This is a genomic window from Neoalteromonas flava (genome assembly GCF_002807685.1).
Classification (GTDB): domain Bacteria; phylum Pseudomonadota; class Gammaproteobacteria; order Enterobacterales; family Alteromonadaceae; genus Alteromonas_E; species Alteromonas_E flava.
In genome coordinates, this window is record NZ_PEAX01000002.1 from 341,216 (window position 1) to 361,204 (window position 19,989).

General features: G+C 47.2%; 19 protein-coding genes. 2 read left to right on the top strand and 17 right to left on the bottom strand.

All coding sequences use genetic code 11. From position 1 onward, the window contains the following. The 14 genes from CSH92_RS05390 to CSH92_RS05455 all read right to left on the bottom strand — a co-directional run bounded on the left by CSH92_RS05390 (window position 1) and on the right by CSH92_RS05455 (window position 15,393). Window positions 1-735, bottom strand: coding sequence for a cell division protein FtsQ/DivIB (locus CSH92_RS05390; protein WP_100656586.1), 735 nt, complete (start codon window positions 733-735; stop codon window positions 1-3). Next, window positions 732-1,691 (bottom strand): D-alanine--D-alanine ligase, encoded by a 960-nt coding sequence (locus CSH92_RS05395; protein ID WP_100656587.1) that lies wholly within the window; start codon window positions 1,689-1,691, stop codon window positions 732-734. Before CSH92_RS05395 ends, CSH92_RS05390 begins: the two co-directional genes overlap by 4 nt. Continuing rightward, window positions 1,688-3,136 carry a UDP-N-acetylmuramate--L-alanine ligase gene (murC, locus tag CSH92_RS05400; RefSeq protein ID WP_100656588.1) on the bottom strand — a complete coding sequence of 483 codons (1,449 nt, stop codon included), beginning with the start codon at window positions 3,134-3,136 and terminating at the stop codon, window positions 1,688-1,690. Before murC ends, CSH92_RS05395 begins: the two co-directional genes overlap by 4 nt. Further along, the gene (gene murG / locus CSH92_RS05405; RefSeq protein ID WP_205662126.1) at window positions 3,133-4,266 is read right to left on the bottom strand and encodes an undecaprenyldiphospho-muramoylpentapeptide beta-N-acetylglucosaminyltransferase; all 1,134 of its coding nucleotides are present in this window, start codon (window positions 4,264-4,266) and stop codon (window positions 3,133-3,135) included. The genes murC and murG overlap by 4 nt, the downstream gene beginning before the upstream one ends. Further along, the gene (gene ftsW, locus CSH92_RS05410) at window positions 4,256-5,500 is read right to left on the bottom strand and encodes a cell division protein FtsW (protein WP_100656590.1); all 1,245 of its coding nucleotides are present in this window, start codon (window positions 5,498-5,500) and stop codon (window positions 4,256-4,258) included. Before ftsW ends, murG begins: the two co-directional genes overlap by 11 nt. Beyond that, complete coding sequence (murD, locus tag CSH92_RS05415) at window positions 5,500-6,810, bottom strand: UDP-N-acetylmuramoyl-L-alanine--D-glutamate ligase (protein WP_100656591.1); 1,311 nt, start codon at window positions 6,808-6,810, stop codon at window positions 5,500-5,502. The genes ftsW and murD overlap by 1 nt, the downstream gene beginning before the upstream one ends. Window positions 6,811-6,824: 14 nt before the next feature. Beyond that, complete coding sequence (gene mraY / locus CSH92_RS05420) at window positions 6,825-7,907, bottom strand: phospho-N-acetylmuramoyl-pentapeptide-transferase (protein WP_100656592.1); 1,083 nt, start codon at window positions 7,905-7,907, stop codon at window positions 6,825-6,827. Then, window positions 7,901-9,304: a UDP-N-acetylmuramoyl-tripeptide--D-alanyl-D-alanine ligase gene (gene murF / locus CSH92_RS05425; protein ID WP_100656593.1), complete on the bottom strand. Its 1,404-nt coding sequence runs from the start codon at window positions 9,302-9,304 to the stop codon at window positions 7,901-7,903. Before murF ends, mraY begins: the two co-directional genes overlap by 7 nt. Beyond that, window positions 9,301-10,833, bottom strand: coding sequence for a UDP-N-acetylmuramoyl-L-alanyl-D-glutamate--2,6-diaminopimelate ligase (locus CSH92_RS05430; protein WP_100656594.1), 1,533 nt, complete (start codon window positions 10,831-10,833; stop codon window positions 9,301-9,303). Before CSH92_RS05430 ends, murF begins: the two co-directional genes overlap by 4 nt. Then, window positions 10,823-12,628: a peptidoglycan D,D-transpeptidase FtsI family protein gene (locus tag CSH92_RS05435; RefSeq protein WP_100656595.1), complete on the bottom strand. Its 1,806-nt coding sequence runs from the start codon at window positions 12,626-12,628 to the stop codon at window positions 10,823-10,825. The genes CSH92_RS05430 and CSH92_RS05435 overlap by 11 nt, the downstream gene beginning before the upstream one ends. Continuing rightward, a complete protein-coding gene (gene ftsL / locus CSH92_RS05440) occupies window positions 12,625-12,906 on the bottom strand; it encodes a cell division protein FtsL (protein WP_420807495.1) in 282 nt (93 codons plus the stop codon). The genes CSH92_RS05435 and ftsL overlap by 4 nt, the downstream gene beginning before the upstream one ends. Window positions 12,907-12,941: 35 nt before the next feature. Continuing rightward, window positions 12,942-13,880, bottom strand: coding sequence for a 16S rRNA (cytosine(1402)-N(4))-methyltransferase RsmH (gene rsmH, locus CSH92_RS05445; protein ID WP_100656597.1), 939 nt, complete (start codon window positions 13,878-13,880; stop codon window positions 12,942-12,944). Beyond that, a complete protein-coding gene (mraZ, locus tag CSH92_RS05450) occupies window positions 13,877-14,335 on the bottom strand; it encodes a division/cell wall cluster transcriptional repressor MraZ (protein WP_100656598.1) in 459 nt (152 codons plus the stop codon). The genes rsmH and mraZ overlap by 4 nt, the downstream gene beginning before the upstream one ends. 296 nt (window positions 14,336-14,631) lie before the next feature. Then, window positions 14,632-15,393 (bottom strand): SapC family protein, encoded by a 762-nt coding sequence (locus tag CSH92_RS05455; RefSeq protein WP_100656599.1) that lies wholly within the window; start codon window positions 15,391-15,393, stop codon window positions 14,632-14,634. Window positions 15,394-15,637: 244 nt separating this feature from the next. Here CSH92_RS05455 and CSH92_RS05460 point away from each other — a divergent pair, with 244 nt between their 5' ends. After that, a complete protein-coding gene (locus tag CSH92_RS05460) occupies window positions 15,638-16,840 on the top strand; it encodes a dipeptidase (RefSeq protein WP_100656600.1) in 1,203 nt (400 codons plus the stop codon). 15 nt (window positions 16,841-16,855) lie between these two features. On the opposite strand, the gene CSH92_RS05465 is transcribed toward CSH92_RS05460, so the two are convergent. The 3 genes from CSH92_RS05465 to CSH92_RS05475 are packed head-to-tail and all read right to left on the bottom strand — an operon-like array spanning window position 16,856 to window position 18,938. Next, window positions 16,856-17,152: a hypothetical protein gene (locus CSH92_RS05465; protein WP_100656601.1), complete on the bottom strand. Its 297-nt coding sequence runs from the start codon at window positions 17,150-17,152 to the stop codon at window positions 16,856-16,858. A gap of 2 nt (window positions 17,153-17,154) precedes the next feature. Next, a complete protein-coding gene (locus tag CSH92_RS05470) occupies window positions 17,155-18,201 on the bottom strand; it encodes an alpha/beta hydrolase (RefSeq protein ID WP_100656602.1) in 1,047 nt (348 codons plus the stop codon). Beyond that, window positions 18,198-18,938 (bottom strand): glutathione peroxidase, encoded by a 741-nt coding sequence (locus CSH92_RS05475; RefSeq protein WP_100656603.1) that lies wholly within the window; start codon window positions 18,936-18,938, stop codon window positions 18,198-18,200. The genes CSH92_RS05470 and CSH92_RS05475 overlap by 4 nt, the downstream gene beginning before the upstream one ends. A gap of 237 nt (window positions 18,939-19,175) precedes the next feature. Here CSH92_RS05475 and CSH92_RS05480 point away from each other — a divergent pair, with 237 nt between their 5' ends. Beyond that, entirely contained in the window at window positions 19,176-19,868 is a 693-nt protein-coding gene (locus CSH92_RS05480) for a nucleotide-binding protein (protein ID WP_100656604.1), read from the top strand. Window positions 19,869-19,989 lie beyond the last annotated feature (121 nt).

Below are 19,989 nucleotides of genomic sequence, written 5' to 3' on the forward strand. Positions count from 1 at the left end.
TTATACATTCTCACTCATGTTACTGGCATCCGACCATCCCACTGCTAGTCCGGTGTCGTAGCGTAAATCAATATATTCAACGGCTCTTTGCTGTTGTTTTATCAAAGGGAAAACATCCACAAAACGTTGTAATCGGTCGATAAATTCCTGTCGACCTAAATTCAATTTAATCTGATTTTTCAGCGTCAATTGCCACGCAAATCGTTCACTCAAAAACAACTCATCAATCGGCAATGCTGCACCTGCTAAAATCATTTGCATGGCGTTATACCCCTGCAATGCCGTTTTCTCACTCCCACCTGGACCATACAGGCGCGGCAGACCTTGAATCGCATTACCTCCAGCAAATGTCTCGCCGAAAGGGTTTAGCAACAAATCGTCATTCCAATGTGCTACGGCCTGTTGCTCAACGATATAAACCGTTAAGCGATTCGGCCATTGTTTGCGCACTGAGGCCCGGTAAACCCAAGGCTGTCTCTCCAACAACGCGTAAACATCATTTACATCTAAGGCAAAAAAACTGCCCGGCTGTTGCTTGCGGATCAACGCCTCTAAACGACTTTCATCGATGTGCGTGCGTTCTCCCTCAAACACGATCTGTTGCACAGGCATCGCTTGAGCGTCATTTAGCCAACGGTACACACTTGCAGCGGTTAGCCCGCCCACAATCAATACCAGCACTAAAAAAACTACGCCAGCCCAAAATGTCGTGCTGCGCTGCTCAGTCGGGGTCATGACACTGCACTCGCCAAACTGGTCGCCAAAATCTCAACCACCAATTGTTGAAAACCAATACCCGCAGCGGCTGCCGCTTTGGGCACTAGACTCTTTTCAGTCATTCCGGGCACGGTGTTAGCTTCCAACAGGAAGAATTCACCGTGCGTATCCTGCATTAAATCAATCCGGCCCCAGCCACTGCATGACAGTGCCTCGAAAGCCTGCAACGAAAGCGCGGCAATGCGCTGCTCGCGTTCGGTAGATAATCCACTGGGGCAAAAATACTCCGTGGTGTTATCCTGATATTTGGCAGAATAATCATAAAAAACATGAGGGGTAGACATACGAATGGACGGTAATACTTGGCTACCTAAAACGGCAACCGTGTACTCCGGACCATCAATGAACTGCTCTATTAATACGTGTCGATCATAGTCGAACGCTGCTTTTACGGCAGTTTCTAATTGTTTAGCGCTTGTCACTTTTGCCATCCCAATACTCGAGCCTTCTCGAGCAGGTTTGACCATGACGATGTTCCCCAACTCATGCATTATAGCGCCGCATGATCCAACGTCAAAGCGCCTTTTGTCAGCAATTTTATATTTTGCTGTTGGTAGCCCTAAACACTGCCATATTTGTTTGGTATGAACCTTGTCCATCGCCAACGCAGATCCAAGAACACCGCTGCCTGTGTAGGGTATTTTAAGTTGCTCCAAAGCCCCTTGTAATGATCCATCTTCGCCACCTCGGCCATGTAGCATGATCATTACTCGGTCAAACTGCTCAGAGACTAATTCAGTTAAGGCTCTCTCTGCCGGATCAAAGCGATGGGCATCAATGCCCTGAGCATGCAACGCAGCAAGCACGGCAGCCCCTGAGTTCAGCGACACTTCGCGTTCAGCTGATTGCCCGCCAAACATCACCGCGACTTTACCGAAATCGTGTGCTGAATAGCGCTGCATAGATGTCGTCATTGCGCCAACCTCCGCTGCATATCAGGTAATGATAATTCTGCCGCTTGTAAATTCTTTGCTAATGCGCCAACACTACCCGCTCCCTGAGTCAGCAATACATCTCCAGGCTGTAGCACGTTAGATAATAATTCTGGCAATTTGCTGCTCTCGCCAACATATATTGGTTCAATTTGCCCACGCATACGAATCGAGCGACATAACGCACGACTGTCAGCACCTTCTATGGGCTGCTCACTGGCCGCATAAACATCAAGTAAAAGCAATACATCCACGGTCGATAATACGTCGACGAAGTCTTCGTAAAGGTCGCGGGTACGCGAATACCTATGCGGTTGAAAGATCATCACAATCCGCTTTTGTGGCCAATTGTTCCGTGCTGCCGCTAAGGTAGCTTTAACCTCAGTGGGGTGATGACCATAGTCATCAACCAAGGTAACAGCTCCGCTGCCAACAGAAAACTCACCGAGCTGTTCAAAACGGCGTCCAATGCCGGCAAATTGACTAAGTGCAGATTGAATGTGCTGCGCTGAGATGCCTTCGTCCTGTGCAACCGCAATTGCAGCAAGCGCATTGAGTACATTGTGCTCGCCGGAGAGTTTTAATTCGATAGGCAAATCGGCAAAACCCGTTCGCGATACGTGAAACTGCATACCGCCAGGCACTGCGCGTATATGCTTTGCTATCACGTCATTATGCTCGGCCAGACCATAGGTTAGTGTATTGCGCCCGATCCGTGGCTGTAAATTACGGATCACAGGGTCATCTCCACAAACCACTGCGCGGCCATAAAACGGGAGATTATGCAAAAATTGAATGAACGTATCCTGCATCCTTTCGAAGTCGCCGTCATACGTGTCCATATGGTCAGCCTCAATGTTAGTGACCACTGAAATCATTGGCTGTAAATGTAAAAAAGACGCGTCCGATTCATCGGCTTCAGCAATTAAGAATCGACTGGTGCCAAGTTTTGCGTTGGTACCGGCACCATTGAGTAGGCCACCGATGACGTACGTAGGATCTAGGCCTGCTTCAGCGAAAATAGTGGCAATTAGACTCGTTGTAGTGGTTTTACCATGGGTTCCGGCAATCGCTATACCATGCCTAAAACGCATGATCTCGGCCAACATTTCAGCGCGGCGAATAATCGGGATACGTTGCTCTTGTGCGGCTTGGATCTCGGGGTTTTGCGGATTTATTGCGCTCGACACGACCACAACATTAACGTTTGCTATGTTGTTGGCTGCATGTCCAATATGAACATTCGCTCCCAAGCGACTCAAGCGTTCAGTCATCGCATTGGTCTGAATATCTGAACCGCTGACTTGATAACCTTCGTTTAATAAAACTTCAGCAATACCGCCCATACCAGCGCCACCAATTCCAACGAAAAAGATATGCTGGATCTGGCGCATTTGTGGATTTTTAAACGGTGTCATGTCATTCATAAAACCGCCCCTCCGATAGTCTTCCTGCGCTTACTATTACTGACTTGGTCACATATCTGAGCAACCCGTTGAGTCGCATCAGCAATTGAACAGTCAAGAGCATTTAGGCGAACTTCATCCAACTGTTTAGGATCCTCTTGAATAGTGGCCAACAATTGTGGCAATTGGGTTTGCATATCTACTTGGTTGACTAAATACCCTGCGCGTCGCTCTACCAATGACCGAGCATTAGCGGTCTGATGGTCATCAACGGCATGCGGCAATGGAATAAAAATAGCGGCAATTCCAGACAGCGAAATTTCTGTCACGGTTATCGCTCCAGCGCGACAGATCACCAAATCAGCCCATTGATAAGCTGCTGCCATATCTTCGATAAATTCGCATACCCTGATGGTCCCGACTGGATGTTTTTCAATGTACGCTTGCTCCACAGCCGCTGCGTTACCCTTGCCGGTTTGATGCTGAACTTCGATATTGTGGAGTGATGCCAACAGCCCTGGTAATTCTTGGTTAAATGGCCTAGCGCCCAAACTTCCACCAATGATTAAAATCCGCAACGCACCTCCCTCACCAGCGGCGTGCGCTGATGTCGTTTGGCCGATACTCGCGCGGACAGGATTACCTGTAACTTCAGTTGCCGAGGATTGGGGTAATCCCCGCGCAGCGCCTGCAAATCCAAGTAGTACTCGCGATGCTATTTTTGCTAACCAGCGGTTAGTAAGTCCTAACACGGCGTTTTGCTCATGAATGAGCAAGGGTATTCCTTGCATGCGCGCGGCGATGCCACCCGCTCCGCTGGCATACCCTCCCATTCCGAGCACAACATCAGGTTGTAATCGACGGATCAGGCGCCATGCGCTGCCGATCGCTGTGACCAATTTGATAACTGCACTGATTTTACTCAGCAGGCCCTTTCCACGTAGTCCACTCACCTCAATAAAATGGATAGGTATTAAGTGCTTGGGTACGATTTCAGCTTCCATATGATCGGCAGTGCCTAACCAATGCACTTCCCATCCTTGTGCACGCAGGTACTCAGCTACAGCGATACCAGGGAATATGTGCCCACCAGTTCCACCAGCCATGATCAAAATGTTTTTTGCTGAACCAGAAGCCAAACTAGTCATCATTGGCCTCCTGACTTTCTGCTGGCTGCGTTAAACGCCTCTTTCCGCGCACCTTGCTGTTACCCAAGGCTTGTACTCCCTCAACACGCATTTCGAAATCAATCCGCAGGAGAATTGCGGTTGCAACCATCATGGTTATCAGACTCGAACCACCATAGCTTACCAGAGGCAATGTCAATCCCTTGGTGGGTAAGATACCAGCGCTAGCCCCTACATTTATTGCAGTTTGAAAACTAAACCAGATGCCAATGGCATAAGCCAAAAATCCATCGAAAGGTCGATTCTGAGCAATCGCTTTATTGCCAATACCCAAAGCCTTGATGACTAAAACAAGAACCAGAACTAAAACACTAACTACCCCAAAAAAGCCCAGTTCTTCTGCGAGAATAGCAACAATAAAATCGGTATGTGCTTCAGGCAAAAACTCAAGTTTTTGTAAACTATTGCCGAGTCCTTGACCAAACCAATCCCCACGTCCATATGCCATCAATGATTGCGTGAGCTGGTATCCACTGCCAAACGGATCGGCCCAAGGATCTAAAAACGAGGTAATCCTGCGCATGCGATATTCTTCAAAGACAATCAGCGCAACTACGGCCAGCAGTCCAACAAACACCAAGGCAAAAAATTGCCATAACCGTGCGCCAGCGAGAAACAGTAAACCAATCGTCGTTACTAGCATAACTACTACAGTTCCAAGGTCTGGTTGCAGTAGTAAAAGTAGCGCCAAAACAAAGAAAACAATGAGTGGCTTTACAAACCCTTTTAAATTTTCTGTAACCTCTTCATAGCGACGTACCAAGTAACCGGCCAAGTAACAAAAAAAGAATAGTTTGGCGGGTTCGGCCGCTTGAATTGTAATTGGCCCAAACACCAACCACCGTGTACTACCGTTTACATTGCGCCCAATCAGCAAAACTGCCACCAGTAAGCCTATGGCAGCCAATAATAAGTAAGGATTGGTCACACGCCAGAACTGCATCGGTATTTGTAATACAACGATGGCAGCTGAAATAGCCAAGCCCAAATAAATAGTGTGGCGAATGGCGAAATGAAATGGATTATCGAACAATCGCGCAGCGACCGGCATTGACGCCGATGTCACAATAACAAAGCCAATGGCCATCAATGCTATAGACACTAATACGATGGTTAAATCGTAATATCGCGGTGCATTATCACTATGCTGTAAAGCAAACAGTTGAGCTAAGGATAATTTCGCCGGTGAGAAAGACATCATGCTGCTAGCTCCGCAAAAGCTTGCTTGAAACAATCACCACGATGTTGATAGTTTTTAAACATATCCAGGCTAGCACATGCTGGAGCCAGCAAAATAATATCGCCTGACTGTGCGATGCTTTCAGCTAATTCAACCGCTTGCTGCATGTTGTCTACATAAACACTGTTGGGCTGCATTGCGAGAAATTGACGACCATCACGCCCCAGTGCAATGACGTAACGAACGTCAGTTAACTCTGCGGCTAGGACTGCCAAATTGGCGCCCTTCGCTTCACCGCCCATAATCACAATTAAATTATTCTGTGTTTGTTTTTTAGCTGCCACAATTGACGCTAATGCAGCACCAGGATTGGTAGCTTTTGAATCATTGATCCAGATTACACCTCGACGCACACCAACTTGTTCGTAGCGATGCGCAATTCCATGAAAATCTTCAATCGCAGCGACAGTCAACTGCGGCTCAATGCCCGCTAATATGGCAACTAAATAGGCCACTTGCACATTCAGCACATTGTGTTCGCCGGCTAGATTACAGCGCGAAAAATCAAGCGCAGCTATGCCATTGTGATAAACAATGTGGTTTTCGGGATTCCATGCCATACCAACCGGCGCGGGAGACAAACCAAAACTCAGGTGCGCATCGTGTTTAAAAGCGGATAGCACAGGATCATCGCGCAAAACCAAACACTGCTTAGCACCACCGTATATGCGCATCTTCGCATTCCGGTACGCTTCCATCGTATGATGTCGATCCAGATGGTCTTCAGATATATTCAGCACCGCTGCAATATCGCAGTGTAATGAACTCGTGGACTCAAGCTGAAAGCTGGATAACTCTAGGATGAACCAATCCACCGCGCTGTTCTGCTTATCCTGCAGTGCATCAAGCACGGGGGTACCTATATTACCAATCACAGCCGTCTTAACACCTGCTCTGGTAAAAATATGGCCGAGTAAAGATACCACTGTGGATTTGCCATTTGACCCTGTTATACCGATGATTGGCCGCGTATTCGCCTGTGCAAACAGTTCAATATCACCCAAAACAGCAACACCTGCCTGTTTCGCGTATTCAAGGGCAGGCAAGTCGAAGGGTACACCAGGACTCACAACCACAGCGTCGAACTGAGACAGTGACTGCGCTGGTATCTCACCCCAAGTTACCGGCTCGCTGACCTCTGCTAAAGGCGTCGCTCGAGTATCAAATAGAGTGACATTAGCAGCTTGCTGACGCAAATAACGCGCACATGACAAGCCAGTAAGACCTGCCCCAATAATCGCGATATTTTTGTCTGTATACTGAGTCACTTAATTAGTACCTTTTAGCGCAATTTCAGCGTTGCTAACCCAACGAGCACCAGGATCAAGGAAACAATCCAAAAGCGCACGATAACGCGTGGCTCTGGCCAACCTTTAAGCTCATAGTGATGATGGATCGGTGCCATCCGGAAAATCCGCTGACCCCTTAATTTAAATGAGCCAACTTGTAATATCACCGACAAGGTCTCGATTACAAAAACGCCGCCCATAATAATTAGTACAATCTCTTGCCGCACCAATACAGCCAAAATCCCCAACGTACCGCCCAAAGCCAGAGACCCGACATCCCCCATGAACACTTGCGCTGGATAGGTGTTAAACCATAAAAACCCAAGCCCTGCGCCAACAATTGCTGTGCACACAATCATCAGTTCACTGGTTAAAGGAATATAAGGGATATTGAGATATGCAGAGAAATTAACATTGCCGGTTACATAGGCGAAAATTGCCAAAGCCCCAGCCACTAAAATAGTGGGGACTATCGCCAGACCATCGAGCCCATCAGTCAAATTGACAGCGTTACTTGTACCTACAATAGCAAAGTATGCGATGAGTAAATATAACGCGCCTAGTTGCGGCATCACTTCCTTAAAGAAAGGCACCAATAACGCGGTCTCCGCATCCAGTGTTGCAGTGCTATATAAGTAGTACGCAACGACAATCGCAATAACGGATTGCCAAAAATATTTCCAGCGGGCAATCAACCCCTTTGGATCTTTGCGGATCACTTTGCGGTAGTCATCAACAAAGCCGATGACTCCATAGCTCACTACAATAGCAAGCGTTGCCAAGACATAACGATTTGTAAGATCAGCCCAGAGTAAACTGCTTACGAGTATAGCGGCGAGAATTAGCAAGCCTCCCATCGTCGGCGTTCCCGCTTTAGCTAAATGCGTCTGGGGACCATCGTCACGTACTGTTTGACCAATCTGAAGACGTTGTAACCAGCGGATCATTGCGGGGCCTATCAAAATAGCAATCAATAGCGCGGTCAGCGTGCTCAAAATCGCGCGCATCGTGAGATACGAGAATACGTTGAATCCCGGTTCAAACTGGGTTAGCCAATCAGAGAGCCAAATTAACATGCGATTTTCTCCCGTCGGCGTTCACGCTTTCCCAACGGTGATTCCTCTATAGCTTGAGTGACTCGTTCCATCTTGGCGCTGCGCGATCCTTTTACTAGGATAGTGATATCGCGCTGTTCCAGTGCTAAGTCAGAATTTAGAGTCGCAATCAGTGCCTCTAGCTCAGTAAAGTGTTGACCATTGGCTCCTAACACAGCACTCGCATGTTGGCTGAGGACTCCCAATGTGTACGCTTGTTCAATACCTTTTTCTAGCGCGTATTGGCCGATTTCCTGATGGTACACTCGCGCTTTGTTACCCAGTTCTGCCATATCACCTAAAATCAAGATACGCCGACCTGAATAGCTGGAAAGTAAATCGATCCCCGCTTTTACAGAAGCCACATTGGCATTGTAGGTGTCGTCTAACAGACGGATCTGATTAGATAGTTGCTTGACGTTTAAACGCCCGCTGACCTGCTGCATAGTGGCTAAGCCATCGCGCACATCTTCGAGTGTGGCGCCCACATTCATAGCCAAAGCGGCGGCGGCTAAAGCATTGCCGACATTATGGACCCCAGGAAGAACCAAATTGATCCCCGTCGAGCCTTGTGGTGTTTGCATATGAAAGGACGCACAGCCATCTAAACCTAAGGTGATATCAGTTGCATGAAAATCACTCTCTGAGCTACCTTCTTGGCTAAACGTTTGTACATTATGGCGCTTCAACTTGCCTTGCCAATACTCTATAAATTGACTATCTGCATTCAATATCGCCGTCCCTTGCTGCGTAAGCGCTTTGAAGATTTCGCTTTTCGCTCTTGCGACGCCAAATAAACTCCCAAACCCTTCTAAATGTGAGGCTGCTGCGTTGACGATAGTGGCAACATCAGGCTTAACCAGGTCGACGGTGTAAGCAATTTCACCTAAATGATTGGCACCGAGCTCTAGCACTGCAAAATCATGTTGAGATTCAAGGCGCAACAAGGTGAGTGGAACGCCAATATCATTATTGAAATTTCCAGCAGTGGCCAACACGCTGCCGCGGCGCTGTAGGATCGCTGAGGTCATTTCCTTAACTGTGGTCTTACCGCTACTACCTGTAATTGCGACCGTCTTCGGTGCCACTTTTTGCTTTATAGCGGCTCCTAAAAGGCCGAGCGCCAAATGTGTATCTTCAACTAAAATATACGGTAACTCAGTATGTACGGCTTGGCTTACAATTAACGCACTCGCTCCTTTACGTTCAGCTTCAGTAATAAATGCGTGGCCATCAAAATTTTGCCCACTTAAGGCTAAAAATAGCGCGCCATCAGTTAAAGCTCGCGTATCGGTTGTTACCGCATCGACTGTTACATCGTTGCCGTGCAAAGTGCCTTTCACATGTTCAGCAATCCATTGAAGAGTAACCGCAATCATATTGAATGCTCCTGTAAAATTTGCTTAGCAAACGCGCGTTCATCATAAGTGAGGCGCTCACCATTAATTTCTTGATAAGTTTCATGGCCTTTGCCAGCCAACAAAATAATGTCGTCTGGCCCTGCAGCGTTTAATGCATGTCTGATCGCACTCTTGCGATCATCAATCACCTCAACCGGGCAATCATTCGTAATCCCTGCTCGAATGTCTTGACTGATGGCAGAAACCGATTCGTTGCGCGCATTGTCGGCAGTAAGCACAACATGGTCGGCTAACTCACTAGCGACCTTCCCCATCTGGGGGCGCTTACCGGTATCGCGCTGACCACCACACCCAAACACACACCATAATTTGCCTGCACAATGCGCTTTTGCGGCTAAGAGTGCATGCTCTAAGGCATCAGGTGTATGTGCGTAGTCAACAATTAAACTCGGCGTGTTAGCTTGTGCAAATAGCTCCATCCGACCAGGAACTGGCACCAGACGCGGTAAGCCAGCCAATACATCAGCAAAGCGTGTTCCAAGGGCTAAAACACTGGCCGCCGCAGCTAGCGCGTTGTATACATTGAAGTGCCCGACCAGTTGTAACTTGATAGGGCTATTGCCCCAACTGCTGTAAAGTTCAAACTGTGTCCCTGTGGCGGTACTGGTAATATTGCGAGCACAACAATATTGTTGTTTTGGGTTGAACTGTTGCGTGTCTACCTCTACCCCATACCAGGTGATTTTTACGTGTTCGGGCGTGTTGGTTGCCCAGTTCTTGCTCTCCGGATCATCGGCATTGAGAACCACATGACGTAACGCTGGTTGGCTAATTAAGCGACGTTTCGCTGCAGCATAGGCTTCCATGGTGCCATGATAATCGAGGTGATCGCGTGTCAAATTAGTAAACACCGCCACATCGGTTTTAACTTGATTTAGCCGGCCTTGAACCAAAGCATGCGACGATGCTTCGAAAGCGACTTGATGCACATCTTGTTGCGCCATCTCAGCCAGAATGTAATGCATATTCAATGCATCAGGAGTGGTATTGAGACTTTCGATTAGTGAGTCCATGCTAAATGGATGCTGATACAATCCATATCCAAGCGTGCCGATCAAGCCACACTTCATGCCTAACTCGCAGCGCAATTGACTCAACAACTGTGAAACTGAAGTTTTACCATTGGTGCCAGTGACCGCAATTGTCGTCATTTTGGTTGCCGGGTAATCATAAAAGGCAGCCGCGAGCGCCGAAAGCTCCTGGGCTAAATTGTAAAACTCGACGATCACCGAATTTTGCCGCATGGTGCATCGGCCATGCGATGCGGCATCATCAGCCTCACAAATGATAGCCGGAGCCCCAAGACTAATCGCCTGTGGAATAAACTCTCGGCCGTCTAACTCATGCCCCTTCACTGCTAAAAAAGCGGTCTTAATTGACACTTCACGACTATCCAGAACCAAACGCTCAACGCGCACATCTGGCGCGTGTACGCCGAATTTGGCTAATAGTGGTTCAATACTTTGTACAAATTGACTAATGACCATGGCTTTGCGCTTCCAGCCATTGAACCGTAGAAATATCACCGCCAGTAGCGTCGGGCGCTACGTTCAAGAGCCGTAATGCGCCTCCCATAATTTGCGAAAACACGGGAGCGGCGGTATCACCTGAGTGATACAAGTCACCACCCGGTTCGTTGATTAACACTACGGTGACTAACTCTGGGTCAGAAACAGGTGCCAAACCGGCGAAAATATTCACATACTCATCACCGTACCCACCCGCAACGGCCTTGCGGCTCGTGCCCGTTTTACCGGCAATACGATAACCATTAACACTGGCCTTTATCCCTGAACCACCGTCTTGAGTAACGCTCTCCATCATAGCAATAAGCGCCTTAGTATTGCGCTCAGAGACCACACGGACTTCCTCTTCGAAAGCTAGTGGGCGTTGTTCGCCTAAAATAATATTGAGGTTTTTCTTGATCCCGCCGTTGGCGATAGTGAGGTACATTCGCGCCAGTTGGGCCGGCGTGACCGAAATACCGTAACCAAAACTTAGCGTAGCGAGTTCAAATTCAGACCAGCGATTGCGTTCGTGAAATAAACCTGAACTCTCGCCCGCGAGCAAGGTTCCCGTATCTGACATCAAGCCCATGTTGTAATAGGTATCGATCAAGAATTCTTTAGGCACCGCTAAAGCCAACTTTGATGTTCCCATGTTGCTGGACTTTTGCACGACTGTGGTCAAATCAATTTTGCCTAGGTTGCGCGGATCAGATACCACGCTGCCGCCGAGCTGCATACGTCCGGGCGAGGTGTCAATCATCGAGTCAGGTTCAACAATACCAAACTCTAAAGCCGCCAGTACGGCTAATGGTTTTACTGAAGAACCTGGTTCAACAGGGTCAGTAATGACACGATTGCGCACCCGATGAGGTGCCACTGTTTGACGGTTGTTTGGATTAAAAGAAGGACTGTTTACCATCGCCAGAATGTCGCCAGTCGCGACATCAACCACAATCGCAGATGCCGATGCTGCCGCATACGTCTCAGTGGCTTGTTTGATAGCTTTATAAGCCATTGCTTGGATACGCTGATCGATGGTTAGTTGTAAATCTTTTGCCTGCTCACCATTGGTTTGCTCAATGATTTCTACTTGTCGACCTTTCGCATCACGACGAATGGTTCGACTCGATGGTGTGCCCGTCAAATGATCATCGAACAAACGCTCTAGTCCCTCAATACCGCGGTCATCGACATCGGTAAAACCAATTAAATGCGCTGCCACCTCGCCCGCGGGGTAATAACGCCGTGATTCATTGCGTAATCCGACACCAGGTATATCAAGTTGCTCAACATATTCAGCCATTGCTGGAGACACTTGGCGTTGCAAATAAACAAAACGACGTTTAGGGTCATCTACCTTATCCAACAATTCACTAATATCTTGACCAAGCACTTCTGCCAACGCTAACCAGCGACGTTGCTGATTAAATGCATTCTCTTGATGAATAATTTTGGGATCTGCCCAAATTGCTCGGACGGGAACGCTTACCGCTAACTCTTCGCCATTGCGATCAACGATTAACCCGCGATGAACAAGAGAGTTACGAGTGCGAAGAGTACGATTGTCACCTTGCTCAATGAGTGCGTCGGGCGCAATTACCTGAATATAGGCTGCGCGCATAGCTAACACCGCAAATACTGCCAAAACACTGCCCAACACGACAAAGAAGCGCCAGTTAATAAGATTCGGCGCCTTGTTTTGTTTAGCGCCGCGCAGTTTAGGACGATTACCGTTGGGACTAACCGCAGAACTGTTATTCACTAGCACTGTCATTTGAGCCTCACTATCACTTCATCTGCAGGCTCAGGGCGACGCATATCTAAATCACGTTTAACCAAACTTTCTATGCGGTTGTGCTCGGTTAATGCGCCTTGCTCAAGAAGTAAGTGTCGCCATTCCACATCGAGGCGATCTTTCTCTTGCATAAGTTGCTCACTGGCAATAATGACCTGCCGGTTCATATGAGCACTCAAAATCACGGCGAGGGCGCTAACGATTACCAATAAAAACAACAAAACCCGCATCGGGTGGCGGGCTGCATCAGTCAGCATAATGACGACTGGATTAAAGGTGGTTGGCACTTGAGTCATAACTTTTCTGCCACCCTAAGCACAGAACTCCGCGCTCGCACATTTTCATTCAATTCTGCTTGATCAGGCTTAATCGCCTTGCCGATCAGCCGGAGTACTTTATCCGCATCTATTTCAGCCTGCGTAACAGGCATATGTGCAGGATAGCTTTTCCCCTTACTCTGCTCTCGCATAAAGCGCTTAACCAGGCGATCCTCTAACGAATGGAAACTGATCACTGCTAGTCGCCCCTCTTTGGCAAGTACCTCAGTGGCAGCTTTAAGGCCTTGGCGAAGTTGATCAAGTTCGGCGTTGATGTAAATTCTGATGCCCTGAAAACTGCGAGTCGCAGGATGCTTGTGCTTGTCTTTTACCGGCATCGCTTGGTCGATGATCTGCGCCAATTGAGACGTTGTGGTAATGGGGGTATGCGCTCGGTGCTCAACAATCGCATGCGCAATACGTTTACCAAAGCGCTCTTCGCCGAATTCTTTAAGCACCTGCGTGATATCCTGCTCATCAGCAACAGCCAACCACTCGGCAGCACTGATCCCGCGCGTGGTGTCCATGCGCATATCCAGTGGCCCTTCACGCATGAAACTAAAACCACGTGATGCATCATCGAGTTGTGGAGATGAAACGCCGAGATCCATCAAGACACCGTCAACCTGACCCACAAGACCTTGTTCTTCACATACGCGCTGCAATTCACCAAAAGGTTCATGGATAATTTGAAAACGCTCATCAGCGTTGAAACGTTGAGCAGATGTAATGGCCATGGGGTCGCGATCAAACGCAATCAACCGTCCTTCGCTTGAGAGTTGGTCTAAGATCGCCTGCGAGTGGCCACCACGACCAAATGTTGCGTCAATGTAGAGTCCGTCCGGTTTTATCTTAAGACCGTCGATACAAGCATCTAGCAAGACCGAGCGATGTTCAAACACGCCAGCCGTCACAGTGAGAAGTCCTGCAAACGCTCTGTGAGTTCGAAGCCCCCCGCTTGCTCTGCTGCCATATCATCGTTGACTTGTTCACTCCAGAGCGCCGCATCCCAAATTTCAAAGCGGTTCAGCTGTCCGACCAGCATGATTTGTTTGTCGAGCTTTGCATGAGCTCGCAACGGGGGAGGTAAAAGAAACCGACCACTTTTGTCCATTTCACCCTCTGTCGCATGGCCCAAAAGCAAGCGCTGTAAGCGCCTCTCTTGCGGGATCATAGATGAGAGTTTGGTGAGTTTAAGTTCGATTTCTTCCCATTCGGTAAGTGGGTAAAGCAGCAAACAGCTTTGTTGTATATCAACGGTGCAAACCAGATTTCCGCCACAATCATCAAGCAGCGCTTGGCGATACTTGGTGGGAATAGCCACCCTGCCTTTACTGTCAAGATTGATTGCATTAGCGCCGCGGAACATTCCCCTAGCCTTCTTTGTTGTTTTTTATTATTCGTATTTTGAAGCTCTAATTTGCAAACTACTGACCGTCAAAAATTATTATGATCCACAATTTGCCACTTTTACCCACATTTGTGAGTTTAGGTACCCAATGGCCCCACTGTCAAGCTAAATTCGGGATAAAACCGTAATTTTCGTGCTGATAAATCGCGCGCAAAACGCTAATTTTTGTGAAGTCGCTGATAAGATTAAAAAAAACGCCAAGCAAGGCTTGGCGTTTATTTTTTTGAAAAGTGCGGTTGGTCAGTAAAAGGATCTTAAGCGTTTGCTTGCTCAGCTTCTGGCTGTACCGCACGAATCTGTAAGCTCGCGATAGGAGCATCAGTATTATTTGACAGTTCAATCAAGCGGTTAAGTTGGCCCAACGAGATCATCGTTGCGTAAATAGCACCTAGGAAACCATTTTTATGCATTTCCATAACCACATCATCGTTAAGTTCACGCAGTTTCTTTTCATTGATTGACATCATGCCAGTCACGTTGCGCTTTTGACCATTCGCATAGGTTAAACCGATCTCAATTGACTCTAATAAACCAAGCTCGACAACTTGCTTGACAAATTTTTGTGTTAATAGCTCGCTGTTAGCCAAATCAGACAAGAATTGTTGACGCTTATTGAGGAACTCTGATGGTTCACCCGCTTCGGTGAATACAGCTTCGCCACCTTCTTTATTCAATAACTCACTGTTTTCATCAAAGAAAACGCCTAACTTATCGCCATCTGGACGCACATCAAAAGGGTAACGCTGGATGTTCATAGGTACGTGAGGTCCCTGCCACGCGCCATCTTTCACATAGAAATTTTGGTTTTGCTCTGTCCCCAACATAGCAACTACGTGGTAATTACCTGATTGTGGATCTTGAATAAAAACAATTGGCATTGAACCGGCCAATTGAGCAAACTCACGAATCGTTGCTGCTGCCAAGTGACTGTTTTTCGCAAACTCAAAGTCTTTGTGCGCGTTAACTTTTAGATCTTTATGTTTTGTTTTATCTAGAGGAATATAATTTACTGCCATGGATTTAATCTCAGTCTCATTAGTTTAGGGTGGACCACACCATCAATTTGTCTATGCATGAAGAAGGATAATGGAGAACCACAAAGAGTCGGTCTGGGTTTTACTGCACAATAAAACTGACCGGTTAAATTTTCGCTGCGTAGTATGTTAGATCTCAGTCCTGTTGTCGACAGGGATTGCGAGATTTATCTGTCTAGGCTAGGGTATCGCTTTACGAAACAGACTCCATCAAGGAAGCAACTCCATGTTCTGCAAAGCAATAGCCCTGGCCAGTGCGGTTACACTTTCAATGTCAGTGGTACAAGCAAACGACGATGATCTCGCCAAGACTGCTAACCGAATCGCCCAAACGAGTATTATTGTCGATGGTCATATCGATGTGCCGTATCGCGTAAAAGAGCAGTGGGTTGATGTAACCCAAGCAACTGTGGGCGGTGATTTCGATTACCCGCGCGCGAAACAAGGGGGATTGAACGCTCCCTTTATGTCAATTTATGTACCTGCATCATTGGATAATAGCCCACGTTCAACTCAGCTTGCCCACGAATTAATTGACTCGGTAGAGGCCATTGTGGCTCGTGCGCCTAACAAGTTTGCCATTGCTACCAGCGTTGCAGACGTGCACGACCATTTCAAACAAGGGCTTATATCGCTCCCCATGGGGATGGAAAACGGCTCGCCTATTCAGGGCGACCTAGCAAACTTGAAAACATTTTATCAGCGTGGCATACGCTACATAACGCTGGCGCACTCGCAAAGTAATCATATCAGTGACTCTTCCTACGACTTACGTCGCCAATGGAAAGGGCTTAGTCCATTTGGTAAGGAGCTAGTCAAAGAAATGAATGCGCTTGGGATTATGATTGATATCTCACATGTTTCAGATGCAGCGTTCTACCAAGCTTTGGAAATTAGCCAAGTACCGGTTATCGCCTCGCACTCAAGTTTGCGTAAATTCACGCCTGGTTTTGAACGCAACATGGATGATGAAATGCTCAAAGCGCTTGCGCAAAACGGCGGCGTCATCATGATCAACTTTGGCTCCGGGTTTATTAGTCCTATGGCGCGACAATGGCGCGATAAATTAGGCGAACGCCGTCAGGCCCTGATCGATGAGTTTGGTGAAGATAGCCAACAAGTAACCGAGTTTAATGAGCAATATCGCGAACAAAACCCTTATCCTTTTTCCAATTTGGATATGGTCCTTGACCATATTGATCACGTTGTAGCCACAGTTGGCATTGACTATGTGGGCATTGGTTCTGACTATGACGGGGTTGGCGACTCGTTACCCGAGGGTTTGAAAGACGTCTCCACTTTTCCTAATTTAGTCGCAGGACTACTTGCCCGCGACTACAGTGAAGCGCAAATTCGACAAATCCTTGGTGGTAATCTATTGCGGGTTTGGCAACAAGTTGAAGACTATGCCGCGCAGCATAGCTCATAGCCCAATTCACATGAATTAGAACATCAAGCTTACCAGGATCACCGTGACCAATATCAGCATGTATGGCAATGGCGAAGACCATAACGATAATGGTTGCGGTGTTTGGTTCGGCTCCACAGATTGATTAACTGGGGCAGTATCCATGAGCAAGCTTTGACGCCTTTGTGAACGCTTGCGCTGCCAATAGACCATCGCCAGCGTGGCTACAAACAATGCTATTGCCAGCCACATATCGAAGCCTTCGTATATATAGGCAGCCCAGAAATAAAGAAACACATAGGCTGCACCGCTTAACCAAAAAAATACTTTCACAACTACTCCGCAGGATTTAACTTTATTTGTTGTTGGATGAAATGAGTCAGCATTGCCAACATATGTTTATGCAACGGATTCGGCTCAGGTACAAAACAAAAATCAACAACTTCATCAAGTGGTGCTGTTACCGCCATCGCTTGAACTTGAGCATTATCTAAAAGTAAGTCACCGTGACAAAGTTCATAACGTTCGTCAACGATAAAGGTTGTGTTGGCGGCTAGATTAACCGCTAGGAAATTCTCTACGCCATGCAACGGCGTAGTTACATCCGCAGCTGAATGCGCTGCAAAGGTCGGTATGCTTGGATTGGCCAGTGCCAACTGAGATCGGATTTGACGGATCACTTGCATCAATTCAAATGCAGCAAATAGACTAACGTCTGGATATTTGTATGGATTCATGCCATGTGACACGTAATCCCCATCGATCCATTTCGCAATTGTTTGCATGCCCACAATGCGGCTCATTTGTTCTGCATTGTTAGATAGTGCCAATGCAGCTGAGAATAGCAGCAATCCGGTAACCGTATTTGGGTTGTTTAGCACATATTCGGTGGCAAGAGCACCGCCTGCAGAAAAACCACCAACGAAATGCAGGCGCCCGAGGCCACGACTTAAGTTAATAATTTCTGCCACGCTATCGCGCCACCTTGTCTCGAGTTCTGGGTCTTGCATGTCTGCATCAGCATCTCGTAGGCCATGACCCGGTAACAAAGCAACGACAACATTATAACCTTGTTGGTGCAGCGCAGCCGCTACCGAACGAAAATAAAATGGCGAATCACTGAGTCCATGAAATAGCACGATAACGGCATCGGTGGTTCTTTGATGGTGAAGTATGTAAGGCGCGTTACCTTCATTGCGCAGCACCAGAGAACAGACTCGCGTTGTATTAAGGTCTTGCTGCATGCAGCGTTGTGGATGCCCTAAGTGAGTTTGATAATACTGCTTAAATGCGTCGACAGCGGTGGCAAAATCACTCGCCTGTGAATAGTGACTAACTAACAGGCTCAGCGCTGCTACGCTGAGCCAACATCTACTGCTCAATTAAAAAATGCCTCTAAGTCATCGCTACCGCCAATGTGTTTTCCACCGATAAACACCTGCGGAACAGTATCTCGCCCACTGATAGCTTTCAAGCTAGTGAAACTTGCGGCTTGACCCAACACAATTTCCTCATAGTCAAAGCCCTTGTCCTGCAACATCGCTTTCGCCTTGGCACAATAAGGGCAGCCCGGTTTAGTGATGATTGAAACCGGCTCGCTAACTTCAGCATTGGGAGCCAAGTAAGTCAGCATCGTATCGGCATCCGAGACTTCAAATGGGTCACCAGGTAAATCAGGTTCAATAAACATCTTTTCAATAACACCATCTTTAACCAGCATAGAGTATCGCCAACTACGCTTACCAAAGCCTAAATCGGCTTTGTCAACGAGCATGCCCATTTTATCGGTAAACTCACCATTGCCATCGGCGATAAGGGTAATGTTATTGGCTTCTTGCTGTGCGGCCCATGCGTTCATAACAAACGTATCATTGACCGACATACAAATAATGTCATCTACTCCATTTGCCTTAAACACTGACGCTAACTCATTGTATCGTGGTAAATGGGTCGACGAACAAGTTGGCGTAAATGCTCCCGGCAATGAAAATACAATGACGGTCTTATTGGCGAATAATTCGTCAGTCGACTTTTTTACCCAAGCGTCGCCCTCACGAAGCGGAAACGTGACCTGCGGAATGCGTTGCCCTTCCTTATTTTCAAAATTTGGATTACTCATGTTTTTTCCTTGCTGCAATGTCGAGAACTAAGCATAGTGGTATGTGTAGTATTTGCATAATCAATTAATCCTATCAACGCAATCGGAACACACTGCATGGGTATCAAATCGCATGCTTTTATATCATTTCTCATGCCGAGCTTCGATTGCGGCAACACCTACTCAACGTTATCTTTTGACTACAAGCAGAAGTTGTTGTTCCTAAATCGGAACAGCTTTGCATGAGAGGCAAAACCCATGATTATGGTTATTGGTGGCGAAAAAGGTGGTACGGGAAAGAGTCGTATTGCACAAAATATGGCAGTGTACTTTGCCGTTGAACAACAGAAGTCAGTGGTTCTAGTAGACTGCGAAACCAATAAATCCACTAGCAGTTGGTGTATTGATAGAAACAGAAACACCAACCTCGTGCCGATCAAATGCATTTCACTGAATGGCAAAATACGCAATGAATTGCTCAACTTGGCGCATCATTACGATGTGGTGATTGTCGATTGCAGTAGCCACGATAATTTAGCGTTGCGTTCGTCTATTGCGGTTGCCCAGCATGTTCTGCTACCACTAAAACCGAAACGCAGAGACATGCACAGCATAAGCATAATGGAGGATGTTGTTGCTACCTGTCGCATGGTAAACCCAAAAGTCAATGCCGCATTTGTACTGACTCAATGCTCTACCATTACAAGCATGTCTGCGCGTATTAATGCAGCCAAAGAACATTGTCGAGGTTTTGAAATTCAGGTGCTTAACTCTGTGACGTACAGTCGCAATGTTTATGATGATTCGGCAGTGGAAGGAGGGTCAGTGCTGGAAAGTGACACGAAGGGGAAAGCCGCTACCGAAATCCGCGCGATTGCTGAAGAGCTCGTCGCACGTGCAATTAGCAAAAACGATTGGCGCCCACGAATTGATGATCTGGCCAGTGCGTAAATTGCACTGTAGTGATGTGACGCGGAATTCAAAATTGTTGCGATTTTTCTGCGTAAATACCTTTATTTTGCTGCTAAACCACTATACTTTGAACATATATTGAACAATGTCCATAATAGGG

Bases quoted from the DNA above. Each gene is read 5' to 3' on its own strand.
- murG (WP_205662126.1), bottom strand. From the start codon at position 4,266: ATGATGACTAGTTTGGCTTCTGGTTCAGCAAAAAACATTTTGATCATG.
- ftsW (WP_100656590.1), bottom strand. From the start codon at position 5,500: ATGTCTTTCTCACCGGCGAAATTATCCTTAGCTCAACTGTTTGCTTTA.
- CSH92_RS05455 (WP_100656599.1), bottom strand. From the start codon at position 15,393: ATGGCAGTAAATTATATTCCTCTAGATAAAACAAAACATAAAGATCTA.
- CSH92_RS05475 (WP_100656603.1), bottom strand. From the start codon at position 18,938: ATGAGTAATCCAAATTTTGAAAATAAGGAAGGGCAACGCATTCCGCAG.
- CSH92_RS05435 (WP_100656595.1), bottom strand. From the start codon at position 12,628: ATGACAGTGCTAGTGAATAACAGTTCTGCGGTTAGTCCCAACGGTAAT.
- CSH92_RS05395 (WP_100656587.1), bottom strand. From the start codon at position 1,691: ATGACGACATCTATGCAGCGCTATTCAGCACACGATTTCGGTAAAGTC.
- ftsL (WP_420807495.1), bottom strand. From the start codon at position 12,906: ATGCTGACTGATGCAGCCCGCCACCCGATGCGGGTTTTGTTGTTTTTA.
- CSH92_RS05430 (WP_100656594.1), bottom strand. From the start codon at position 10,833: ATGGTCATTAGTCAATTTGTACAAAGTATTGAACCACTATTAGCCAAA.
- murC (WP_100656588.1), bottom strand. From the start codon at position 3,136: ATGAATGACATGACACCGTTTAAAAATCCACAAATGCGCCAGATCCAG.
- mraZ (WP_100656598.1), bottom strand. From the start codon at position 14,335: ATGTTCCGCGGCGCTAATGCAATCAATCTTGACAGTAAAGGCAGGGTG.
- CSH92_RS05460 (WP_100656600.1), top strand. From the start codon at position 15,638: ATGTTCTGCAAAGCAATAGCCCTGGCCAGTGCGGTTACACTTTCAATG.
- mraY (WP_100656592.1), bottom strand. From the start codon at position 7,907: ATGTTAATTTGGCTCTCTGATTGGCTAACCCAGTTTGAACCGGGATTC.
- murF (WP_100656593.1), bottom strand. From the start codon at position 9,304: ATGATTGCGGTTACTCTTCAATGGATTGCTGAACATGTGAAAGGCACT.
- CSH92_RS05390 (WP_100656586.1), bottom strand. From the start codon at position 735: ATGACCCCGACTGAGCAGCGCAGCACGACATTTTGGGCTGGCGTAGTT.
- CSH92_RS05480 (WP_100656604.1), top strand. From the start codon at position 19,176: ATGATTATGGTTATTGGTGGCGAAAAAGGTGGTACGGGAAAGAGTCGT.